The organism is Streptomyces sp. NPDC045846 (assembly GCF_056431605.1).
In genome coordinates this window covers 207,648-228,260 of record NZ_JBWKKJ010000012.1, presented here as the reverse complement: position 1 = coordinate 228,260, position 20,613 = coordinate 207,648, and the positions used below count along the sequence as shown (strand labels likewise).

General features: G+C 73.0%; 18 protein-coding genes. 6 read left to right on the top strand and 12 right to left on the bottom strand.

Annotated features, from left to right (window positions below):
• Positions 1-42: 42 nt before the first annotated feature.
• Both AC07F3_RS31420 and AC07F3_RS31415 read right to left on the bottom strand, forming a co-directional pair.
• Entirely contained in the window at positions 43-441 is a 399-nt protein-coding gene (locus tag AC07F3_RS31420) for a RidA family protein (RefSeq protein WP_479117799.1), read from the bottom strand.
• Positions 438-1,547 carry an acyl-CoA dehydrogenase family protein gene (locus AC07F3_RS31415; RefSeq protein WP_479117798.1) on the bottom strand — a complete coding sequence of 370 codons (1,110 nt, stop codon included), beginning with the start codon at positions 1,545-1,547 and terminating at the stop codon, positions 438-440. Before AC07F3_RS31415 ends, AC07F3_RS31420 begins: the two co-directional genes overlap by 4 nt.
• Before the next feature lie 133 nt (positions 1,548-1,680).
• Between AC07F3_RS31415 and AC07F3_RS31410 the strand changes: the two genes are divergently transcribed.
• From AC07F3_RS31410 to AC07F3_RS31395, 4 genes are read left to right on the top strand one after another with little or no spacing between them, the layout of a single operon-like run.
• A complete protein-coding gene (locus tag AC07F3_RS31410; RefSeq protein ID WP_479117797.1) occupies positions 1,681-3,297 on the top strand; it encodes an AMP-binding protein in 1,617 nt (538 codons plus the stop codon).
• A gap of 4 nt (positions 3,298-3,301) precedes the next feature.
• Positions 3,302-4,183, top strand: coding sequence for a PaaX family transcriptional regulator (locus tag AC07F3_RS31405; RefSeq protein WP_479117796.1), 882 nt, complete (start codon positions 3,302-3,304; stop codon positions 4,181-4,183).
• A complete protein-coding gene (locus AC07F3_RS31400) occupies positions 4,180-4,548 on the top strand; it encodes a BlaI/MecI/CopY family transcriptional regulator (protein WP_479117795.1) in 369 nt (122 codons plus the stop codon). Before AC07F3_RS31405 ends, AC07F3_RS31400 begins: the two co-directional genes overlap by 4 nt.
• A 4-nt stretch (positions 4,549-4,552) precedes the next feature.
• Entirely contained in the window at positions 4,553-5,497 is a 945-nt protein-coding gene (locus tag AC07F3_RS31395) for a M56 family metallopeptidase (protein ID WP_479117794.1), read from the top strand.
• A 40-nt stretch (positions 5,498-5,537) separates the two neighbouring features.
• On the opposite strand, the gene AC07F3_RS31390 is transcribed toward AC07F3_RS31395, so the two are convergent.
• The 3 genes from AC07F3_RS31390 to AC07F3_RS31380 all read right to left on the bottom strand — a co-directional run bounded on the left by AC07F3_RS31390 (position 5,538) and on the right by AC07F3_RS31380 (position 9,253).
• Positions 5,538-5,993, bottom strand: a complete 456-nt coding sequence (locus tag AC07F3_RS31390) for a tellurite resistance TerB family protein (protein WP_479117793.1) — start codon at positions 5,991-5,993, stop codon at positions 5,538-5,540.
• A gap of 132 nt (positions 5,994-6,125) precedes the next feature.
• Entirely contained in the window at positions 6,126-8,423 is a 2,298-nt protein-coding gene (locus tag AC07F3_RS31385) for a bifunctional salicylyl-CoA 5-hydroxylase/oxidoreductase (RefSeq protein ID WP_479117848.1), read from the bottom strand.
• A gap of 2 nt (positions 8,424-8,425) precedes the next feature.
• Positions 8,426-9,253, bottom strand: coding sequence for an enoyl-CoA hydratase family protein (locus AC07F3_RS31380; protein WP_479117792.1), 828 nt, complete (start codon positions 9,251-9,253; stop codon positions 8,426-8,428).
• Positions 9,254-9,524: 271 nt separating this feature from the next.
• On the opposite strand from AC07F3_RS31380, the gene AC07F3_RS31375 reads away from it, so the two are divergent.
• The gene (locus tag AC07F3_RS31375; RefSeq protein ID WP_479117791.1) at positions 9,525-9,965 is read left to right on the top strand and encodes an ATP-binding protein; all 441 of its coding nucleotides are present in this window, start codon (positions 9,525-9,527) and stop codon (positions 9,963-9,965) included.
• On the opposite strand, the gene AC07F3_RS31370 is transcribed toward AC07F3_RS31375, so the two are convergent.
• From AC07F3_RS31370 to AC07F3_RS31340, 7 genes are all read right to left on the bottom strand, one after another.
• Positions 9,940-11,382, bottom strand: coding sequence for an amino acid permease (locus AC07F3_RS31370; protein WP_479117790.1), 1,443 nt, complete (start codon positions 11,380-11,382; stop codon positions 9,940-9,942). The genes AC07F3_RS31375 and AC07F3_RS31370 overlap by 26 nt on opposite strands.
• Positions 11,383-11,536: 154 nt before the next feature.
• Positions 11,537-12,550 (bottom strand): ornithine carbamoyltransferase, encoded by a 1,014-nt coding sequence (argF, locus tag AC07F3_RS31365; RefSeq protein ID WP_479117789.1) that lies wholly within the window; start codon positions 12,548-12,550, stop codon positions 11,537-11,539.
• A 72-nt stretch (positions 12,551-12,622) separates the two neighbouring features.
• A complete protein-coding gene (locus AC07F3_RS31360; protein ID WP_479117788.1) occupies positions 12,623-13,855 on the bottom strand; it encodes an arginine deiminase in 1,233 nt (410 codons plus the stop codon).
• 89 nt (positions 13,856-13,944) lie between these two features.
• On the bottom strand, positions 13,945-16,503 hold the full coding sequence (locus AC07F3_RS31355; protein WP_479117787.1) for a polynucleotide kinase-phosphatase: 2,559 nt from the start codon (positions 16,501-16,503) through the stop codon (positions 13,945-13,947).
• The gene (locus AC07F3_RS31350) at positions 16,500-18,047 is read right to left on the bottom strand and encodes a 3' terminal RNA ribose 2'-O-methyltransferase Hen1 (protein WP_479117786.1); all 1,548 of its coding nucleotides are present in this window, start codon (positions 18,045-18,047) and stop codon (positions 16,500-16,502) included. Before AC07F3_RS31350 ends, AC07F3_RS31355 begins: the two co-directional genes overlap by 4 nt.
• A 46-nt stretch (positions 18,048-18,093) precedes the next feature.
• Positions 18,094-19,122 carry a homocysteine S-methyltransferase gene (gene mmuM, locus AC07F3_RS31345; RefSeq protein ID WP_479117785.1) on the bottom strand — a complete coding sequence of 343 codons (1,029 nt, stop codon included), beginning with the start codon at positions 19,120-19,122 and terminating at the stop codon, positions 18,094-18,096.
• Between the two features lie 2 nt (positions 19,123-19,124).
• The gene (locus AC07F3_RS31340) at positions 19,125-20,054 is read right to left on the bottom strand and encodes an LLM class F420-dependent oxidoreductase (protein ID WP_479117784.1); all 930 of its coding nucleotides are present in this window, start codon (positions 20,052-20,054) and stop codon (positions 19,125-19,127) included.
• A gap of 249 nt (positions 20,055-20,303) precedes the next feature.
• On the opposite strand from AC07F3_RS31340, the gene AC07F3_RS31335 reads away from it, so the two are divergent.
• A complete protein-coding gene (locus AC07F3_RS31335; RefSeq protein WP_479117783.1) occupies positions 20,304-20,555 on the top strand; it encodes a hypothetical protein in 252 nt (83 codons plus the stop codon).
• Positions 20,556-20,613 lie beyond the last annotated feature (58 nt).

Genomic DNA, 20,613 nt, shown 5'->3' with positions numbered 1-20,613 from the left:
CGTGAACAGGGCCGCTCGAACGGCGGCCCCGTGCGGGAGTCCTCAGTCCAGGACGGCGAACCCGTCCAGTTCGACCAGGGCCTCGGTGTCCCACAGCCGGACCGCGCCGACCACGGCCATCGCCGGATAGTCCCGTCCGGCCAACTCGCGCCAGATCGCGCCCAGTTCACGCGCCTTCTCCCGGTAGTCGGCGACGTCCGTCGCGTACACGGTGACCCGTGCGAGGTCGCCGGGGCCGCCGCCCGCCGCGGCCAGCGCGGCGAGGAGGTTGGTGAGGGCGGTGCGGAACTGCTCGGGCAGGGTGGCGCCCACCACCTTGCCGTCGGCGTCCAGCGCGGTCTGCCCGGCGAGGAAGACGACACGCGACCCGGTGGCGACGACGGCGTGGCTGAAGCCGGTGGCCGGGGAGAGCCCGGCCGGGTTCACTCGCTCAAGGCTCATCGGAACAGCTCCTTCGCGATGATCGTGCGCTGCACTTCGCTCGCGCCCTCGTAGATGCGGGGCGCGCGGACCTCACGGTAGAGGTGTTCGAGCAGGTGCCCGCGCTGGAGTGCGCGGGCGCCGTGCAGTTGCACCGCCGCGTCGACGACGTACTGAGCGGTCTCGGTGGCGAACAGCTTGGCCATGGCGGAGCCGCGGGCGATGTCCGCCTCGCCCCGGTCGTAGGCGGCGGCCGCCGCGTACACCAGCAGGCGGGCCGCCTCGGTGCGCGTCGCCATGTCGGCGACCCGGTGGGCGACCGCCTGGAGGTCCTTGAGCGGGCCGCCGAACGCGGTGCGCCGGGCGGTGTGCGCGAGCGTCGCGTCGAGGGCCGCCTGCGCCATGCCGACGGCGAACGCCCCGACGCTCGGCCGGAACAGGTTGAGCGTGTTCATCGCCACGCTGAAGCCCCGGTCCGGCTCGCCCAGCACGTCGTCGGCGCCGACGGGCACGCCGTCGAAGTCGAGGCTGCCGATGGCGTGCGGGGAGAGCATGTCGAGCGCGGCGCCGCTCAGGCCCGGCCGGTCGGCGGGGACCAGGAAGGCCGTCACCCCGCGCGCTCCCGCGTCCGGTGTGGTGCGGGCGAAGACGGTGTAGAAGTCGGCCTCGGGGGCGTTGGAGATCCAGCACTTCTGGCCCGTCAGCCGCCAACCTTCCTGATCCTGAACGGCGTTGAGGCTCAGGGCGGCCGCGTCCGAGCCCGCCTCGGGCTCGCTCAGCGCGAACGCGGCGACCGTGCGGCCCGCCGTCACCCCGGGCAGCCAGCGCTCGCGCTGCGCGGCCGTCCCGTACGCGGCGACCGGGTGCGCGCCCAGGCCCTGAAGGGCGAGCGCGGTCTCCGCCTCGGTGCACGCGTACGCCAGGGACTCACGCATCAGGCAGAGGTCGAGGGCGCCGGACCCGAAGAGCCGGGCGAGCAGTCCGTGCTCGCCGAGCGCCTCCACGAGTGGCCGGTTGACCCGCCCTGGCTCACCCTTGTCCGCGAGGGGGCGCAGCCGCGCCCCGGCGAGCACCCGCAGTTCCCCGCACCATTCCAGCTGGTCCGGCTCCAGCGCGAATCCGGGCATGGCCACCCCTTTCCCACTTGGGTTCCGACTGTCCCACTCGGGCCGCTACAACCACAGGGACCGCTCTATCGCGAACTGTTGACTGTCGTCATCCAAACGATACGCTCCAGAGGCGACAAGGGGGCGATCCCGTATGGAGCTGAAGACCTCAGCGCACGCCGACACCTTTCCCCGCGACCACCTGCCGCCCACCGACCAGTGGCCGGACCTGGTGCTCGGCCCGCCGGGGCCGCACTACCCCGACCGGCTCAACTGCGGTGCCGAACTCCTCGACGCCACCATCGAGCGCTTCGGCCCGGACCGCCCCGTCTTCCGCACCGGCGAGGGCGAGGTCTGGACGTACCGCGAACTGCGCGACCGGGTGGACCGCATCGCCCACGTCCTGACGGGCGAGCTCGGCGTGGTGCCCGGCAACCGGGTGCTCCTTCGCGGGCCGACCACGCCGTGGCTGGCCGCCTGCTGGCTGGCCGTGATGAAGGCGGGCGCGGTCGCCGTCACCGTGCTGGCCCAGCAGCGCGCCCATGAACTGGGGGTCATGTGCTCCATCGCGCGGATCAGCCACGCGCTGTGCGACGCCCGCGTCCTGGCCGACCTGGAGCGGGCCGAGGCACCCGGCCTGCGCATCACGGCGTACGGGGGTGACGGGCCGGGCGATCTCCTCAACCGGGTCAAGCGGGCGCCCACGGGGCGGTTCGCGGCCGTGGACACCTCGGCGGACGACGTCGCCCTGATCGCCTTCACCTCCGGCACGACGGGCCGCCCCAAGGGCTGCATGCACTTCCACCGCGATGTGCTCGCCATCGCCGACACCTTCGCCCGGCACGTGCTCAAGCCGGTGCCCGACGACGTCTTCGCGGGCAGCCCCCCGCTCGGGTTCACCTTCGGGCTCGGCGGTCTCGTCGTCTTCCCGCTGCGGGCCGGCGCCTCGGCGCTGCTGCTCGAACAGGCCGGGCCCCGGCAACTGCTGCCCGCCCTCGCCGAACACCGCGTCTCGGTCCTGTTCACCGCGCCGACCGCGTACCGGACGATGCTGGACGAGCTCGGCGCGTACGACCTGGGCGCGCTGCGGCGCTGCGTGTCGGCCGGTGAGAACCTTCCCGCGGCGACGTGGCAGGCCTGGCACGAGCGCACCGGCCTGCGCATCATCAACGGCATCGGCGCCACCGAACTGCTGCACATCTTCATCTCGGCGGCGGACGAGGACATCCGGCCCGGCACCACCGGCAGGCCGGTCCCCGGCTGGCAGGCCCGGGTCGTCGACGGGCAGGGCCGCCCCGTCCCGGACGGTGAGCCCGGACTGCTCGCCGTGCGCGGCCCGGTCGGCTGCCGCTACCTCGCCGACGAACGCCAGCGCCAGTACGTCCGCGACGGCTGGAACGTCACCGGCGACACCTATGTGCGCGACGACGACGGCCGGTTCCGGTACGTGGCCCGCGCCGACGACATGATCATTTCGGCCGGGTTCAACATCGCGGGCCCCGAGGTCGAGGACGCCCTGCTGCGCCACCCCGACGTGACCGAGGCCGCGGTGGTGGGGCGCCCCGACGAACACCGCGGCCATGTGGTCGTCGCCTACTGCGTGTTGCGGCCGGGGGCCGCGCGCGGGCCGGACACGGTGGCGCTCCTGCGCGACTTCGTGAAGTCCGAACTCGTCCCCTACAAGTGCCCGCGCGAGATCGTCTTCCTGGACGCGCTTCCGCGCACCCCCACCGGCAAGCTCCAGCGCTTCCGGCTGCGGGAACTAGAGTGATCACGTGGCCGAGCAGCACACCCCCCGATCCCTGATCGTGACCCTGTACGGCGCCTACGGGCGCGAGACCTCCGGCTCCCTCGCGGTGGCCGAACTGATCCGGCTGCTCGCGGCGGTCGGCGTCGACGCGCCCTCCGTGCGCTCGTCGGTGTCCCGGCTCAAACGGCGCGGGCTGCTCGTGGCGCAGCCCACCACCGCGGGCGCGGCCGGATACGCGCTGTCCGCCGACGCGCGCCAGCTCCTGGACGACGGCGACCGGCGCATCTACGCCCACCCCTCGCCCGAGGTCTCCGAGGGCTGGGTGCTCGCGGTGTTCTCCGTCCCCGAGTCCGAACGCAGCAAGCGGCACGTGCTGCGCTCACGCCTTGCCGGGCTCGGCTTCGGCACCGCCGCCCCCGGGGTGTGGCTCGCGCCCGCCCGGCTTCACGACGAGACCCGGCACACCCTGGAGCGGCTCCAACTCGCCCCGTACGTCGAGCTGTTCAGGGGAGAGCACCTCGGCTTCGCGCCCACCGCGGAGGCCGTCGCCCGCTGGTGGGACCTGCCCGCCATCGCCAAGCAGCACGAGGACTTCCTCGACCGCCACGAACCGGTGCTGCGCACCTGGCAGTCACGGGCGCACGCCGCGGCCGGCTCGCCGCCCGGCCCTGACGCCGGCGCCGAGGCCGCTTACCGGGACTACCTCCTCGCCCTCGACTCCTGGCGCCGGCTGCCCTACGCCGACCCGGGGCTGCCCGCCGAGCTCCTGCCCCGCGACTGGCCGGGAGCGCGCTCCGCCGAGGTCTTCGGGCACCTGCACGGGCTGCTGCGCGAGGCGGGCGCGGCGTTCGTGCGCGACGCGCTGCCCGGCCGCGGGCCGCGGCCGCCTCGTACGATGACGACGTGACGCAGACGAGGCGCCCCCGCCGGGGGCAGGGCGAGCTGGAGGCGCGGGTGCTCGCGGCGCTGCGGGAGGCGCCGGGCCCGGTCACCGCGGGGTGGGTGCAGGAGTGGCTCGGGGAGCCGCTCGCGTATACGACCGTGGTGACGATCCTGACCCGGCTGCACACCAAGCAGGCCGTCGCCCGCGAGCGCGCGGGCCGCTCGTTCGTATGGACTCCCGCCGACGAGGCGGGGCTCGCGGCCCGCAGGATGCGCAAGGTGCTCGACGCCGAGCGGGACCGGGGCGCGGTGCTCGCCAGCTTCGTCACGGACCTCTCGCCGGACGACGAGCGGCTGCTGCGCGACCTGCTCGGCGGGGCCGGGGACTGATCCGGTGGGTGTGTTCGTCGTCCTGCCGCTCGTGCTGCCGCTGACCGCGTGGCCGATCGCCCACCTGGCCGGGCCGAGGCTGCACCCGCGCACGGCGACGCGCGTCCTGGCGCTGGTGGGCGCGGTGCTCGCGGTGTGCAGCACGCTGTGTCTGCTCCTCCTCATGGTGGCCGGGACGGCGCAGTTGCCCGGCAATCCGCTGCCGGACGCCTGGGCCGATCCGGAGGTCCGGGCGGTGGTGCCCTACGACGAGGCGGTCGGTCAGGTGGCCCTGGTCGCGCTGGCCGCCGTCGTCGCGTCGTGCGGTCAACTCCTGTGGCACCACTGGCGGGTGAGAACGGAGGCCGCCCGCGCGCTGAACGGGCTCACCCGCGACCGCCGGGCCGTGGTGCCGGACGAGCGCCCTTACGCCTACGCCCTGCCCGGCGGCCCGCGCGGGCGCGTCGTGGTCTCCAGCGCGATGCTGGAGCTCCTGGACGCCCGCGAACGTCAGGCCCTGATCGCCCACGAGGAAGCGCATCTGACGGGGCGTCACCACTGGTACCTGCTGGTGGCCGGGCTGGCCGCGCGCGCCAACCCGTTCCTGCGCCCGCTGCGTTCCGCCGTGGCGTTCACGGCGGAGCGCTGGGCGGACGAGGACGCGGCGCGCGCGGTGGGCGACCGCAGGGTGGTGGCGCGCGCGATCGGCAAGGCGGCGCTGGCATCGGCCCCGGGGCGGCGGCTGCCGCTGCCCGCCTTCGCGGCGGCGGGCCCGGCTCCCGGACCGGTGCCGCGCAGGGTGGCGGCGCTGCTGCGCCCGGTGCCGCCCGGCCGCGCCTGGCCGCCCGCGGGGACGGCCGCGGGGCTCGCCCTGTGGACCGCCACGGCGGGCGCGGCCGCCTCCGCCCTGTCGTCCGCGAACGCGACCCTGGTTCTGGTCACCGTACTGAGAACGACCGAGGCCCTGTGACGGGACCCGCGCCCCGAGGCCCGGCCGCGCGGCGCGGCGCCTACAGGTCGAACTCCACCGGCGACAGGCCCAGCGCGTAGCAGGCCTCGCGGACGACGGCCTGTTCGGTCTTGTCGAAGTCGCCGTCCGCGCCGCCGATGACGATGCCTATCTGGATGACGGCACGCGCCTCGGCGGGCTTCTTCTTCGCCTTGGCGACCTCCTGGAGCAGGCCGACCTTGCCGAAGTCGAAGTCGGCGGCCAGCTTGTCGAGCCCCTCGTCGAAGCGGCGCTGCAGATCGGCGGCCGGGAAGTTCTGCAACACCTCGTTGGAGGCGATGAGCTGGGCCACCCGGCGCCGCTCGCTCGCGTCGATGGTGCCGTCCGCGGCGGCGACCAGGGCACACATCGCCATGCTGGCGTCGCGGAAGGCGCCGCTCTTCAGGTCGTTCTTCTTGGCCACGAGCTGCGTCTGCATCGTCGTGGCGGATTCCTTGAGGCGGTCCCACAGGGCCATGGTGCTTCTCCATGCATGTCGTCAAACTTCTACAGCACTGTAGAAACTGACGACCGGTGCGAATGGTTCCCGGGGGGCTCCGGAGATTTCCGCGGCCCGGTCGCGACCGGTGCCGCGGGGCGCTGCCGCGCCTCAGTCGAGGCTGAGCCGGGGCCTCGGCGCGTCCGTGCGGCCGGTCGGCGGTGTGCGGCTGCCCGCCCGGTAGGGCAGCGGCCAGGGCGCGCCGGGGCCCGCGTAGTCCTGCTCGGCCGCGGCGTGCAGGGTCCAGTGCGGGTCGTACAGGTGCGGACGGGCGAGCGCGCACAGGTCCGTGCGGCCCGCCAGGAGCAGGGAGTTGACGTCGTCCCAGGAGGAGATGGCGCCGACCGCGACGACCGGGACGCCCAGCGCGTTGCGGATCCGGTCGGCGAAGGGGGTCTGGTACGAGCGGCCGTACTCGGGCTGTTCGTCGGGGACGACCTGGCCGGTGGAGACGTCGATGGCGTCGGCGCCGTGCGCGGCGAAGGCCCGCGCGATCTCGACGGCGTCCTCGGCGGTCGTGCCGCCCTCGGCCCAGTCGGTGGCGGAGACGCGGACCGTCATGGGCCGCTCCTCGGGCCAGCACGCGCGCACCGCGTCGAAGACCTCCAGGGGGAAGCGCAGGCGGTTGGCGAGGGAACCCCCGTAGGCGTCGGTCCGTTGGTTGGTGAGCGGGGAGAGGAATCCGGAGAGCAGGTAGCCGTGGGCGCAGTGCAGTTCGAGCAGGTCGAAGCCGCAGTCGGCGGCCCGGCGGGCGGCGGCCGTGAACTGCTCGCGCACAGCGGTGAGTCCCGCGCGGTCCAGCGCGTGCGGGACCTGGTTGACGCCCGGGCGGTACGGGAGCGGGGAGGCGGCGGCCAGGGGCCAGTTGCCGGTGTCGAGCGGCTGGTCGATGCCGTCCCACATGAGCCGGGTGGAGCCCTTGCGTCCGGAGTGGCCGAGCTGGATGCCGAAGGCGGTGCCGGGTGCCTGGCGGTGGACGAAGTCGGCGATCCGCCGCCAGGCCTCGGCCTGTTCGGGGGTGTAGAGGCCGGCGCAGCCGGGGGTGATGCGGCCCTCGGGGCTCACGCACACCATCTCGGTCATGACCAGGCCCGCGCCTCCCAGGGCCCGTGCGCCCAGGTGCACGAGGTGGAAGTCGCCGGGGACGCCGTCCACGGCGGAGTACATGTCCATGGGCGAGACGACCACGCGGTTCCTCAGTTCGAGGCCGCGCAGCCGGAAGGGGGTGAACATGGGCGGGGTGCCCGGTGGGCAGCCGAATTCCCGCTCGACGGTGTCGGTGAAGGCCGGGTCGCGCAGCCGCAGGTTGTCGTGGGTGACCCGGCGGCTGCGGGTGAGGAGGTTGAAGGCGAACTGCCGGGGCGGCTGGTCGAGATAGCGCCCCAGCTCCTCGAACCAGCGCAGGCTGGCGGCCGCCGCCCGCTGTGTCGACTCGACGACGGGCCGGCGCTCGCTCTCGTACGCGGCGAGGGCCGCGGGCAGATCGGGCCGCTCCTCGATGCAGGCGGCCAGCGCCAGGGCGTCCTCGACGGCCAGCTTGGTGCCGGAGCCGATGGAGAAGTGGGCGGTGTGGGCCGCGTCGCCGAGCAGCACCGTGTTCCCGTACGACCAGCGGTCGTTGACGACGGTGCGGAAGGCGGTCCATGAGGACTTGTTGCCGCGCAGCGGCCGTCCGCCGAGGGCGTCGGTGAAGATCTTGGCGCAGTAGTCGGCGGAGGCGCCCTCGTCGAGCGCGTCGAATCCGGCGGCCGCCCACACCTCTTCGCGCATTTCCACGATGACGGTGGAGGAGTCGGCGCAGTAGGGGTATCCGTGCAGCTGCATCACGCCGTGTTCGGTCTCGGCGATCTCGAAGCGGAAGGCGTCGAAGGCGAAGTCGGCGGCGAGCCAGATGTAGCGGCAGCGGTGCCGGGTGATCCGGGGCGCGAAATGGGCCGCGTGCGCCTCGCGGGTCAGGCTGTGCACCCCGTCGGCCGCGACCACCAGGTCGTACGCGGCGACGAGTTCGGCGGCGGGCGGTGCCTCGACGCGCAGGCGCAGGTCGACGCCGAGGGAGTGGCAGCGCTCGTGCAGGATCTCCAGGAGCCTCTTGCGTCCGAGCGCCGCGAAGCCGTGCCCGCCGGAGGTGAGCGTGCGCCCGCGGTGCACGATGTCGATGTCGTCCCAGCGGACGAACTCGGCGCGCAGCGCCCGGTAGACGTCCGGGTCGGCGTGTTCGATGCCGCCGAGGGTCTCGTCGGAGAGGACCACGCCGAACCCGAAGGTGTCGTCGGGGGCGTTGCGCTCCCACAGTGTGACAGCGCGTTCGGGGTCGAGCCGCTTGAGCAGAGCGGCGGCGTAGAGCCCGCCGGGGCCGCCCCCGATGACGGCGATCCGCAGCGGGGCGCGCGCCGCGTCCGGGCCCGGCATCGCTAGCGTCCCTGCCACTTCGGGGGCCGCTTCTCGGTGAAGGCCGCGTGGAACTCGGCGTAGTCCTCGCCGTTCATCAGCAGCGCCTGGGTGGCCGCGTCCAGTTCGACGGAGGCCGCCAGCGGCATGTCGAGCTCCGCGGTGAGCAGCGCCTTGGTCTGGGCGTGGGCGAGGGCGGGGCCGTCGGCGAGGCGGCGGGCGAGCTCGGCGGCGCGTTCGTCCGCGCGGCCCTCGTCGGTCAACTCGCTGAGCAGGCCGATGCGTTCGGCCTCGGGGGCGCGGACGGGCTCGCCGAGCATGAGCAGCCGGGTGGCGTGGCCGAGGCCGACGACGCGGGGCAGGAGATAGGCCGCGCCCATGTCGCCGCCCGACAGCCCCACCTTCGTGAACAGGAAGGCGAACCGCGCGGAAGGGTCGGCGATACGGAAGTCGGCGGCGAGGGCGAGCACCGCGCCCGCACCGGCCGCGACACCGTGCAGTGCGGCGATCACCGGGAAGGGGCACTCCCGGATGGCCCGGACGACCTGGCCGGTCATGCGGTTGAAGTCCAGGAGCTCGGCGGTGTTCATCGACAGGGTGGCGCCGATGATGTCGTCGACGTCGCCGCCCGAGCAGAACCCGCGCCCCTCACCGGCCAGGACCAGGGCGCGCACGGAGCGCTCCCGGGACAGCTCGGCGAGCAGGTCGCGCAGGTCGGCGTAGGCGCCGAAGGTCAGCGCGTTGAGTTTCTCCGGCCGGGCGAGGGTGACGGTCGCGACCCCGTCGTCCACCGACAGCCGCAGATGGCGCCAGTCCTCGGTGGGCGATGCGGAGCTGGGAAAGGGGCTCATCTCGGTGCGGCCTCCTTCGGCGGGACGGCCGGTGCCGCCGCTGCTTCTGCTGCCTGCCCGTCGAAGGTATCACTCTTACGTGACTGTCGTCACGAGTACGCGATACGCCCGTGGGGCGGGCCAGAGGACAAGGTCCCCGATGCCGATGCCCCAGGACCCGGCCGCCTCCGACGGGGGCCTCTACTGGGGCGAGGCCTCGGGTTCGTAAGGTTGAAAGCAGGACGACCTCATACGCCCGAGGCGCCTCACGCGACCCGAACGGAACTCCGCCGTGCCCGACCCCTGCGGCCCAGCCCCCGATGCCACGCCGACCGCCTGGCGCATCGCGCTGCCCCACACGACGGCCGCGGTGCCCATCGCCCGCGCCCTGGTGCGCACCGCGCTCGCGGACATCGACGCGCCCGCCGACAGCGACACCGCCGAGCTGCTCACCGCGGAGCTCGTCGCCAACGCGGTCGAGCACACCGCGGGCGAGGCGCCGATCGAGCTGGTGGTGGAGCTGCTCGCGTCCGGCTGCCAGGTCGAGGTGCACGACGGCTCGCCCCTGCCGCCGGGCGATCTCTCGTCCCCGCGGGCGGCCGCTCCGCCGGACCCCTGGCAGGAGCACGGCCGCGGCCTGCTCCTCATCCGCACCCTGAGCTCGGCCTGCGGTCACCGCCCCACCGCGCACGGCAAGGCGGTCTGGTTCACGCTGCGGGGCCGTCCGGGCTGACGAGCCGCGAACGGCCGCGCCCGTAGCAGGCGTACACCGCCAGTCCGGCCAGCAGGAACGCGGCGAACTGGAGCCAGGTCGCCCAGCCGGTGCCGTACATCAGGTAGAGGCAGAAGCCGACGCCCAGGACCGGACTGACGGGGTAGAGCGGCACCCGGAACGAGCGCTTGAGGTCCGGTTCGGCGCGGCGCAGCGCGATGACGGCGAGGTTCACGACGGCCATGACGGCCAGCGTGCCGATCGTCGTCAGGTTGACCACCGCGTCCAGGGACGCGAACGCGGCCGGGACCGCGAAGACCAGCGCCACGATCCAGGTGTTGGCGACCGGCGTCGCGGTCCTCGGCGAGACCCGCTCGAAGACCCGCGGCACGAGGCCGTCGCGGGACATCGACATCAGGATGCGGGTCTGGCCGTACATCACGGCGAGCACCACGGACGCGATGGCGACGACCGCGCCGAACGCGATGACACCGCCGCCGAACGTCGAGTCGGTGACGTGGTTGACGATCAGGGAGAGCGCGGCGGGCTTGTCGCCGACGGCGTCCGCGCCGAGCCCGCCGATCGCGGCCACGGCGACCGCGCAGTAGAGCACGGTGACCAGACCGATACAGATCATGATCGCTATCGGCACGTTCTTGCGCGGATTCTTCACTTCCTCACCCGCTGTGGTGATCGCGTCGAAGCCGATGTACGAGAAGAAGGCCAGCGAGGCGCCCGCGGTGACCCCGCCCGCGCCGTGCGTGGCGAACGGCGAGAGGTGGCCCGCCTCGAACGCCGTGAACGCGATGGCCAGGAACAGCAGCAGGATCCCGATCTTGAGCACGGCCATCGCGGCGGTGGCCCGCGCGCTCTCCCGCACGCCCCGCACCAGGAGCGTCGCTGCGAGCACGATGACGACGACCGCCGGAAGGTTGATCACCCCGCCGTCGCCAGGGCCCGCGGAGAGCGCGGTCGGCAGCTGCCACCCGACGAGGCTGTTGAGCAGCTCGTTGAGGTACTGGCTCCAGCCGACCGCGACCGCGGACACCGAGACGCCGTACTCCAGGAGCAGGCACCAGCCCGTCAGGAACGCGACGCGCTCGCCGAGCGTGGCGTACGCGAAGGAGTACGAGGATCCGGAGACCGGGATCGCGCCGCCGAGCTCGGCGAAGGAGAACGCGGTGAACACACAGGTGACGGCCGCGAGCACGAAGGAGAGGACCACGGCGGGGCCGGCCTTGGCGACGCTGTCGGAGAGCCCGACGAAGATCCCGGTGCCCACGATCGCGCCGACGCCGAAGCACACGAGCTGGAAGAGCCCCATGGTGCGGCGCAGGCCATGGCCTTCGAGGTCCGCGCCGGATTCGGCGATCAGCTGCCGCGGCGGTTTGATCCGCAGCACGGCGGGAGGGCGGGGGGCGGGGTGGGGGCGCCGCATGGGGTGGTTCTCATTCCTGGTCGCACACGCCGGCCGGGCAGGGGCCGTACGCAAAAGAAAGCGGGGTCCGAGCGCGCTCGGACCCCACCAAGAAGCGACATAGTAGCCACCTCACCGCATGTTCACCCAATCGGGCGCATTCCTATTCGGCGCCTCAGCTCACCGGCCGGTCCCCCAGCGTGGCGACCATGATCGCCTTGATGGTGTGCATCCGGTTCTCGGCCTCGTCGAAGACGACCGAGTGCGGCGACTCGAAGACCTCGTCGGTCACTTCGAGCTCGGTCAGGCCGAACCGGTCGTGGACGTCGCGGCCGACCTGGGTCGCGAGGTCGTGGAAGGCGGGCAGGCAGTGCAGGAACTTCACCTGCGGGTTGCCGGTGGCGCGCAGCACGTCCATGGTCACGGCGTACGGCGCGAGGGCCTTGATCCGCTCCGCCCAGACCTCCTGGGGCTCGCCCATCGAGACCCACACGTCGGTGGCGACGAAGTCCGCTCCGGCGACGCCCTCCTCGACGGACTCGGTGAGCGTGATGCGCGCCCCGCTGCCCGCGGCCGCCTCGCGGGCCTGGGCGATGATCTCCCCGCCCGGCCAGTACGCCTTGGGCGCCACGATGCGGACGTCCATGCCGAGCAGCGCTCCGGTGACGAGGTAGGAGTTGCCCATGTTGAAGCGGGCGTCGCCCAGATAGGCGAAGGCGACCTCGCCCAGCGGCTTGTCGGTGTGCTCGGTGACGGTGAGGACGTCGGCGAGCATCTGCGTCGGGTGCCAGTCGTCGGTGAGGCCGTTGTAGACCGGCACACCGGCGTGCGCGGCGAGCGTCTCCACGGTCTCCTGCCCGTCGCCACGGAACTCGATCGCGTCGAACATCCGGCCCAGCACACGGGCGGTGTCGCGCGCGGACTCCTTCTTGCCGATGTGTGAGCCGACGGGATCGATGTACGTCGTCGAGGCCCCCTGGTCGGCGGCGGCCACCTCGAAGGAGCAGCGGGTGCGGGTCGAGGGCTTCTCGAAGATCAGCGCGATGTTGCGGCCGCGCAGCCGCCGCACCTCCTCACCGGCCTTCTTGGCAGCCTTGAGGTCGGCGGCGAGCGTGACCAGCCCGAGGAACTCCTCGGCCGTGAAGTCCAGCTCCTTGAGGAAGTGGCGGCCTGCGAGATCTATCGCCATGGGGCTGCTCCTGAGCACGGATAGGGGACGACGAACGGACAACGCTGGAAGTCTATACGAAAGAGCGCATCACTATACGGCGTCGCGTTCCACCGGACAGCTCATGCACCGCGGGCCGCCCCTCCCCCGCCCCAGCTCACTGCCCCGGATCTCGATCACCTCGATGCCCTCCTTGCGCAGATGCGTGTTGGTCGTGACATTGCGCTCGTACGCCACGACCACTCCCGGCTCGACCGCGAGCACGTTGCACCCGTCGTCCCACTGCTCGCGCTCGGCGGAGTGCACGTCCTGGGTGGCGGTGAGCACCCGGATCCGGTCCAGGCCGAGCGCCGCGGCGATCGCGCGGTGCATGTGCTCCGGCGGATGGTCGGTGACCTTGAGCTCCTGCTCGCCCGCGCCCGGCTCGATCGTGTACGAGCGGAGCATGCCCAGGCCCGCGTACTGCGTGAAGGTTTCTCCGTCGACCATCGTCATCACGGTGTCGAGATGCATGAACGCCCGCCGCTTCGGCATGTCGAGCGCCACGATGCTGCGCGCCGAACCCGCCGCGAACAGGCCCCGGGCCAGCATCTCCACGGCCTGCGGGGTGGTCCGCTCGCTCATCCCGATCAGCACGGCGCCGTTCCCGATCACCAGGACGTCGCCGCCCTCGATGGTGGAGGGGTAGTCGCTCTGCCCCCGCGACCAGGTGTTGAACGGGCCCGCCTGCGGCCCCGTGAACAGCGGATGGTGACGGTAGATCGCCTCGAAGTGGACGGTCTCGCGCTGCCGGGCCGGCCAGCGCATCGCGTTGATCGAGACCCCGTCGTAGATCCAGGCCGAGGTGTCCCGGGTGAAGAGGTGGTTCGGCAGCGGACCCAGCAGGAAGTCGTCCAGATCCATCGCGTGGAAGCGCACCGACGTCGGCTCCGGATGCCCTTCCAGGAACTCCCGCTTGGTCATCCCGCCGACCAGCGCCTCCGCCAGCTCGGCGGCGGGCAGGTCCTCGAAGGCCGCCCGCAGATGGCCCGTCGCGAGCGGCCCGTACTCCTTCTCGTCGAAGACCCGGTCCAGCACGAGGGCCCGGGCCTCCCGGATCTCCAGCGACTCGCGCAGCAGGTCACCGAAGAGATGGACCTGCACCCCGCGGTCGCGGAGCACATCCGCGAAACCGTCGTGCTCCTGTCTGGCCCGGCGCACCCACAGCACGTCGTCGAAGAGCAACGCGTCCTTGTTGCTGGGCGTGAGCCGCTTCAGCTCCAGATCTGGCCGGTGGAGTATGACGCGGCGCAGCCGCCCGGTCTCGGAATCGACATGGAATCCCATGCACCCATCCTGTCCCCCGACGGCCCCGCTCACCCGGAGAACACGGCCGCCGCGTGGGCCGGTGGGCCGCCGCGGCGGCCCACCGGAACTCACAGCCTCGGGTCCACCGGCTCCGATTCGAGCGCGAGGACGGCGAAGACCGCCTCGTGGACCCGCCACAGCGGCTCCCCGGCGGCGAGCCGCTCCAACGCCTCCAGGCCGAGCGCGTACTCCCGCAGCGCGAGCGACCGCTTGTGCCCCAGGAACCGCCCGCGCAGCCGCTCCAGGTGGTCCGGGCGCGTGTACTCGGGACCGTAGATGATCCGCAGGTACTCACGCCCCCGCACCTTGATGCCGGGCTGCACCAGGCGCCCCTTGCCGTCCCGGGCCAGCGCCTGGAGCGGCTTGACGACCATGCCCTCGCCGCCCGCGCCGGTCAGCTCCAGCCACCAGTCGACACCGGCCCGCACCGACGCCTCGTCACCGGTGTCGACCACCAGACGCCGCGTCACCTGGAGCAGCCCCGTCGGGTCGTGCTCGACCAGCCGGTCGAGCCAGGCCAGCTGCTCGTCGTGCGGCACCCCGGCCAGACTGCGCCCCCGCGCGGCCAGGATCTGGAACGGTGCGATCCGCACCCCGTCGAGACCGTCCGTCGACCAGCAGTAGCGCCGGTAGGCCTCGGTGAACGCGGCCGCGTCGGTGGCCCGCTCCCGCTGCCGCGCCAGCAATCCCGCCACCTCGACACCCCGGCCCGACGCCGCCTCCAGCGCCTGGACGGCGGCCGGGAGAGCGGACCCGGACGCGGCGCCCACCGCGGCGTACTGCGAGCGCAGCAGCCCGGACGCCTTCAGCGACCAGGGCATCAGCTCGGCGTCCAACAGGAGCCAGTCCGTGGCGAGTTCGTCCCACAGCCCGGCCGCCGTCACCGCCGACCGCAGCCGTTCGAGGACCTCCTCGGTGACGGCCGCGTCGTCGAAGAACGGCCGCCCGGTGCGGGTGTGCAGCGCCCCCGTCGGACCCTGGACCCCGAACCGCTCGCGCGCCGCCTCCGCGTCGCGGCAGACCAGCGCCACCGCCCGCGAGCCCATGTGCTTCTCTTCGCACACGACCCGGGCGACGCCGTCCTCGCGGTACTGCGCGAACGCCTCCGCCGGGTGTTCCAGGTAGCCCTCCGCGGCGGATGTCGCGGTCGGCGCCATCGTCGGCGGCAGGTGGGCGAGCAGCCGCGGGTCGACGGCGAACCGGCTCATCACCTCCAGCGCGGCGGCCGCGTTCTCCTCGCGCACCGCGACCCTGCCCATCAGCCGGGTCTCCACGGTCCTGCGTCCGTGCACGTCGGCGAGGTCGAGCGGACGCCCCTCATGGCCGCCCGGCACCCCGGTGACCAGCGGCTTGACCGGCTCGTACCAGACCCGCTCCGCGGGCACGTCGACGAGCTCGCGCTCCGGCCAGCGCAGCGCGGTCATCCGGCCGCCGAACACCGCGCCGGTGTCCAGGCAGATGGTGTTGTTGACCCACGAGGTGTTCGGCACGGGCGTGTGGCCGTACACCACCGCCGCGCGGCCCCGGTAGTCCTCCGCCCACGGGTAGCGCACGGGCAGCCCGAACTCGTCGGTCTCCCCCGTCGTGTCCCCGTACAGCGCGTGCGAGCGGACCCGGCCCGAGGTGCGCCCGTGGTACTTCTCGGGCAGCCCCGCGTGGCAGACGACCAGGTTGCCGCCGTCGAGCACGTAGTGGCTGACGAGCCCGTCGATGAACTCCCGCACCTGCTCCCGGAAGCTGTCGTCCTCCTTCTCCAACTGGGCGATGGTCTCGGCCAGTCCGTGCGTGTGCTGGACGTTGCGTCCCTTCAGGTAACGGCCGAGCTTGTTCTCGTGGTTCCCGGGCACGCACAGCGCGTTGCCCCCGGCCACCATCCCCATCACCCGGCGCAGCACCCCGGGGCTGTCGGGCCCCCGGTCCACCAGGTCGCCGACGAAGACCGCGGTGCGGCCCTGCGGGTGGACGCCGTCGACGTAGCCGAGCCTGCCGAGCAGGGTCTCCAGCTCGGAGCGGCAGCCGTGGACGTCACCGATGATGTCGAAGGGCCCGGTGAGGTGGGTGAGGTCGTTGTAGCGCCGCTCGGTGACGATCTCCACGCTCTCCACCTCGGCCACGCTGCGCAGCACGTGCACCTTGCGGAACCCCTCGCGCTCCAACCCGCGCAACGAGCGCCGCAGTTCGCGCCGGTGCCGGCCGATCACATGACGGGGCATCCCGGCCCGGTCCGGGCGCTGCGCGTTCCGCTCGGCGCAGACGTCCTCCGGCAGGTCGAGCACGATCGCGATCGGCAGCACGTCGTGCTCCCGAGCGATGCGGACGAGCTGCTTGCGGCTCTCCGGCTGCACGTTAGTGGCGTCGATGACGGTCCGCCGCCCCGCCGCGAGCCGCTTGCCGGTGATGTAGTGGAGCACATCGAACGCGTCGCCACTGGCGCCCTGGTCGTTCTCGTCGTCGGCCACCAGGCCCCGGCAGAAGTCCGAGGAGATCACCTCGGTTGGCCTGAAGTGGCGGCGGGCGAACGTGGACTTGCCCGATCCGGTCGCGCCGACGAGGACCACGAGCGACAGGTCGGTGACGGCGAGCGTCCGCCTCCCGTCCGGGGTGGGCGTGCTGGTCTCGGTGCTCATGCTGCCGTCGCCTCCTTCGGCGTCGTCGGGGATGCGTCCTGCGTGTCGGTGGGGGACCCGGAAGTCCGTGCGGTCGCGCCGGCCTCCTGCGCCCGCCGCTCGGCGCCCGTCAGCGTGAACACCGCCATCTGGGTGGGCGGGCCCACCTCCGGGTCGTCCGGGCCGACCGCGGCGAACCGGACGCCGTAGCCGTGGCGTTCGGCGACCGTGGCCGCCCACGCCCGGAACTCCGCCCGGCTCCATTCGAACCGGTGGTCCCCATGGCGCACGTGCCCGGCCGGAAGCGACTCCCAGCGGACGTTGTACTCCACGTTCGGCGTCGTCACGATCACCGTGCCGGGCCGCGCCGACCCGAACACCGCGTACTCCAGCGCCGGCAGCCTGGGCAGGTCCAGGTGCTCGATCACCTCACTGAGCACCGCGGCGTCGTACCCCTTGAGCCGCTTGTCCGTGTACGCGAGAGAGCCCTGCACCAGCGTCACCCGCGCCGCCTGACGCTCCGTCATGCGCTCCAGTCGCAGCCGCCGGGACGCTACGGTCAGCGCGCGCATGGAGACGTCCACCCCCACGATCTCGGTGAACCGGACGTCCTTGAGGAGCGCCTGCACCAACTGGCCCTGGCCGCACCCGAGGTCGAGCACGCGCTGGGCACCGGCCGCCGCAAGCTCCGCGAGGATCGCGACCCGCCGCTGCTCGGCGAGCGGCACCGGCCGGTTGGAGGTGTCGTCGGTCTCGTCGACGGCGTTGTCGACCTCCTCGACGTCCAGTCCCTCGGTCTCGGCGAGGCGGACCAGTTCGAGCCGCTCCATCGCCTGGCGGGCCAGACCCCGGCGCCGCGACAAGTACCGGCTGGTGATCAGCTGCTGCTCGGGATGGTCGGCCAGCCAGCCGTCCCCGGCCCGCAGCAGCTTGTCCACCTCGTCCGGGGCCACCCAGTAGTGCTTGGCGTCGTCGAGCACGGGCAGCAGCACATACAGCTGCCGCAACGCGTCGGCCAGCCGCAGCTCCCCTTCGAGGACGAGCCGCACATAGCGCGAGTCGCCCCACTCCGGGAACCGCTCGTCCAGCGCGACCGGCTCGGCGGCCACCGCGTCCCAGCCCAGCGGCCCGAACAGCCGGTGCACGAGCTCCACCCCGCCGCGGGCGGGCAGCGCGGGCACCTCGATGCGCAACGGCAGCGGAGCCGCCGCCCGCTCCGGCAGCACGGCGCACACCCCGCGCAGCGCGCTCTTGAACACGGTGGACAGCGCGACGGACATCAGCGAAGAGGCCGCGTACGGCCGGTCGTTGACGTACTGCGCGAGCGCCGCATCGGGAGCACCGCCCCGGCCCTTGCCCTGACCTCGCCGGACCAGCGCGATCGGATCCACCTCCAGAACCAGCGCAGCCGTGCAGCGCTCGGCGGTCGCCTCCGGGTAGAAGACGTGCGCCGTGCCGTGGGAGGTGGAGAAGCGCTGCGCCTTGTCGGGATGCTTGTGCAGCAGGAATCCGAGGTCGGTCGCGGGGCTTTCCAGGGTGCCGGTGGTGGTGATTGTCAGGAACACACCGCGAGTATCGCCGCCCTGCCTCCCCTCCCACCAGCGGTTTTCGCTACGCCGCCCGCCCCCTCACCGCCGCAGCCAACTCGGCGATCAGCGACGGGCCGACCCGGCAGCACCCGCCGACGAGCCGCGCCCCGGCCGCCACCCAGTCCCCCACCCGCGCCACGTCGAACGTCGCACCGCCCACCCAGCCCCGCCGCTCCGCGTCCCACCGCTCGCCACTGTTCGGATAGACCACCACCGGCTTGCCCGTGGCCGACGCCGCCAACGGCACGGCCCGGTCGGCATCGGTCGGCGTGCAGCAGTTCACCCCGGCCGCGATCACCTGCTCATGCCCCGCCACCAGCCCGAACGCCGCGCCCAGATCCTGACCGGCCCGCGTACGCCCGCCCTCCACGCTGTACGACAGCCACACCGGCACCCCGCACCCCTCGACGGCCCGCAGCAGCGCCTCCGCCTCGTCGATGTCCGGCACGGTCTCCAGAGCCAGCACATCCGGCCCGGCCGCCACCAGCGCCTCGATCCGCGGCCGGTGAAACCGCTCCAACTCCCGCACGCTCAGCCCATAACGCCCCCGGTACTCACTGCCGTCGGCGAGGAAGGCACCGTAGGGGCCGATGGAGGCGGCCACCCAGGGGGTGGTGGGGGGCGGGACGGGAGGCTGGGGGGCTCCCCCCTCCCCCCTCCCCCGCCCCACCCCTCCCCCCGAGCCCCCGCCCGGTTCCCCCTCCACCCCGGAATCCGCGGAGTCCGTCGCGATCAACGCCAACTCGCCTGCCGCACGCGCGAGTTGGACGCTCTCGGCCAGCAGGCGTGCCGCCTCGTCGTGGCTCAGCCCACGGCGGGCGAAGCCTTCGAAGGTGGCCTGGTAGCTGGCCGTGGTCAGGACCTCGGCGCCCGCCCGTACGTAGGCCGCGTGCGCGGCCTGGAGCTGCCGGGGGGCGTCGGCGAGCAGCCGGGCCGACCACAGTTCGTCGCTCAAGTCGCAGCCCTGCGCCTCCAGTTGGTTGGACAGTCCGCCGTCGAGGACGACGGGCCCCTGCGCGAGGGCCGCGGCGAGTGTCCGGGCGGGCGGCACGGTCAGGCCCCGGTCAGCTGCGGCAGCACCTGCGAGGAGATCAGTTCGAGGTGGTCGAGATCGTCGAGGTCGAGCAGCTGGAGGTAGATCCGGGACGAGCCGGTCGCCTCGTACTTGCCGATCTTCTCGACGACTTCGGCGGGCGAGCCCGCGAGTCCGTTGGCCTTGAGTTCCTCCACCTCCCGTCCGATGGCGGCGGCCCGGCGGGCCACCTGTGCGTCGTCCTTGCCCACGCAGACCACCAGCGCGTTGGAGTACACGAGGTCGTCCGCCCTGCGTCCGGCGGCTTCCGCGGCCGCCTTCACCCTGGTGAACTGCCGCTCGCTGTCCTCGATGGAGGCGAACGGGATGTTGAACTCGTCGGCGTACTGCGCGGCGAGCCGCGGCGTGCGAGTCGCCCCGTGGCCGCCGATCAGGACGGGCACCTTGGCCTGCGCGGGCTTGGGCAGCGCGGGTGAGTCGCTGAGCTGGTAGTAGGTGCCGTGGTAGTCGAAGGTCTGGCCGACCTCGGTGGCCCAGAGTCCGGTGACGATGGCCAGCTGCTCCTCCAGCCTGGCGAACTTCTCCTTGGGGAACGGGATGCCGTACGCCTTGTGCTCCTCCTCGAACCACCCTGCTCCCAGGCCGAGTTCGACCCGGCCCCCGGACATCTGGTCGACCTGGGCGACCTGGATGGCGAGGACGCCCGGCAGCCGGAAGGTGCCGGCCGTCATCAGGGTGCCGAGCCGGATCCGCTTGGTCTCGCGGGCGAGCCCGGCCAGGGTGATCCAGGCATCGGTCGGCCCCGGGAGCCCGTCGGCGGACCCCATCCGCAGATAGTGGTCTGAGCGGAAGAAGGCGTCGAAGCCGAGGTCTTCGGTGGCCTTGGCGACGGTCAGGAGGGTGTCGTAGCCGGCGCCCTGCTGGGGCTCGGTGAAGATGCGAAGATCCATGCCTCCATCCTGCACCGTTGGACCGCCGTCAACCCCGCCTCCACCACGCGCCGCACGAAAGCCCGGTCGGGTGAATATTCGTCGGTCTGGCGGGTCGCGCCCCCTCTGACCAGTGACGTTAGCGTCGAGCGTTCGTTGGCTCGGGCGGAGCCGGACCGCCCGGCCCGCGTGTCGGCGGCCCTGTCCGGTGCGTCGACCGATTCTCCGCCCTGTCCGCCGCGCGGGAGGGCTTGGGCCGAGGAGGCCGCCATGTCCCAGGAAGCCGTGCCCGAACAGACCGTGCCGCAGCCGTCGGCGCCGCAGTCCGCCTCCCAGCGGGAGGGTGCGCCGAAGGGGCTGTTGCAGCAGATGGAGGAGCTGATGGCGGCGTTGAGTGCCGATCTGACGCAGCTCGACGCGGATCTGCAGTCCACCGCCGACCGCGTGCCGTCCCCGGGCGAGCCGGGCGAGGCGCGGCAGACGTACGGCCGTGAGGAGCGCGAGCAGCACGAGAGCCGCTAGCCGGAGGCGCGACGGTGGCGGCGGGGGCCTGGGGGCGGGCCGCCGGTCCGGGGCTCCT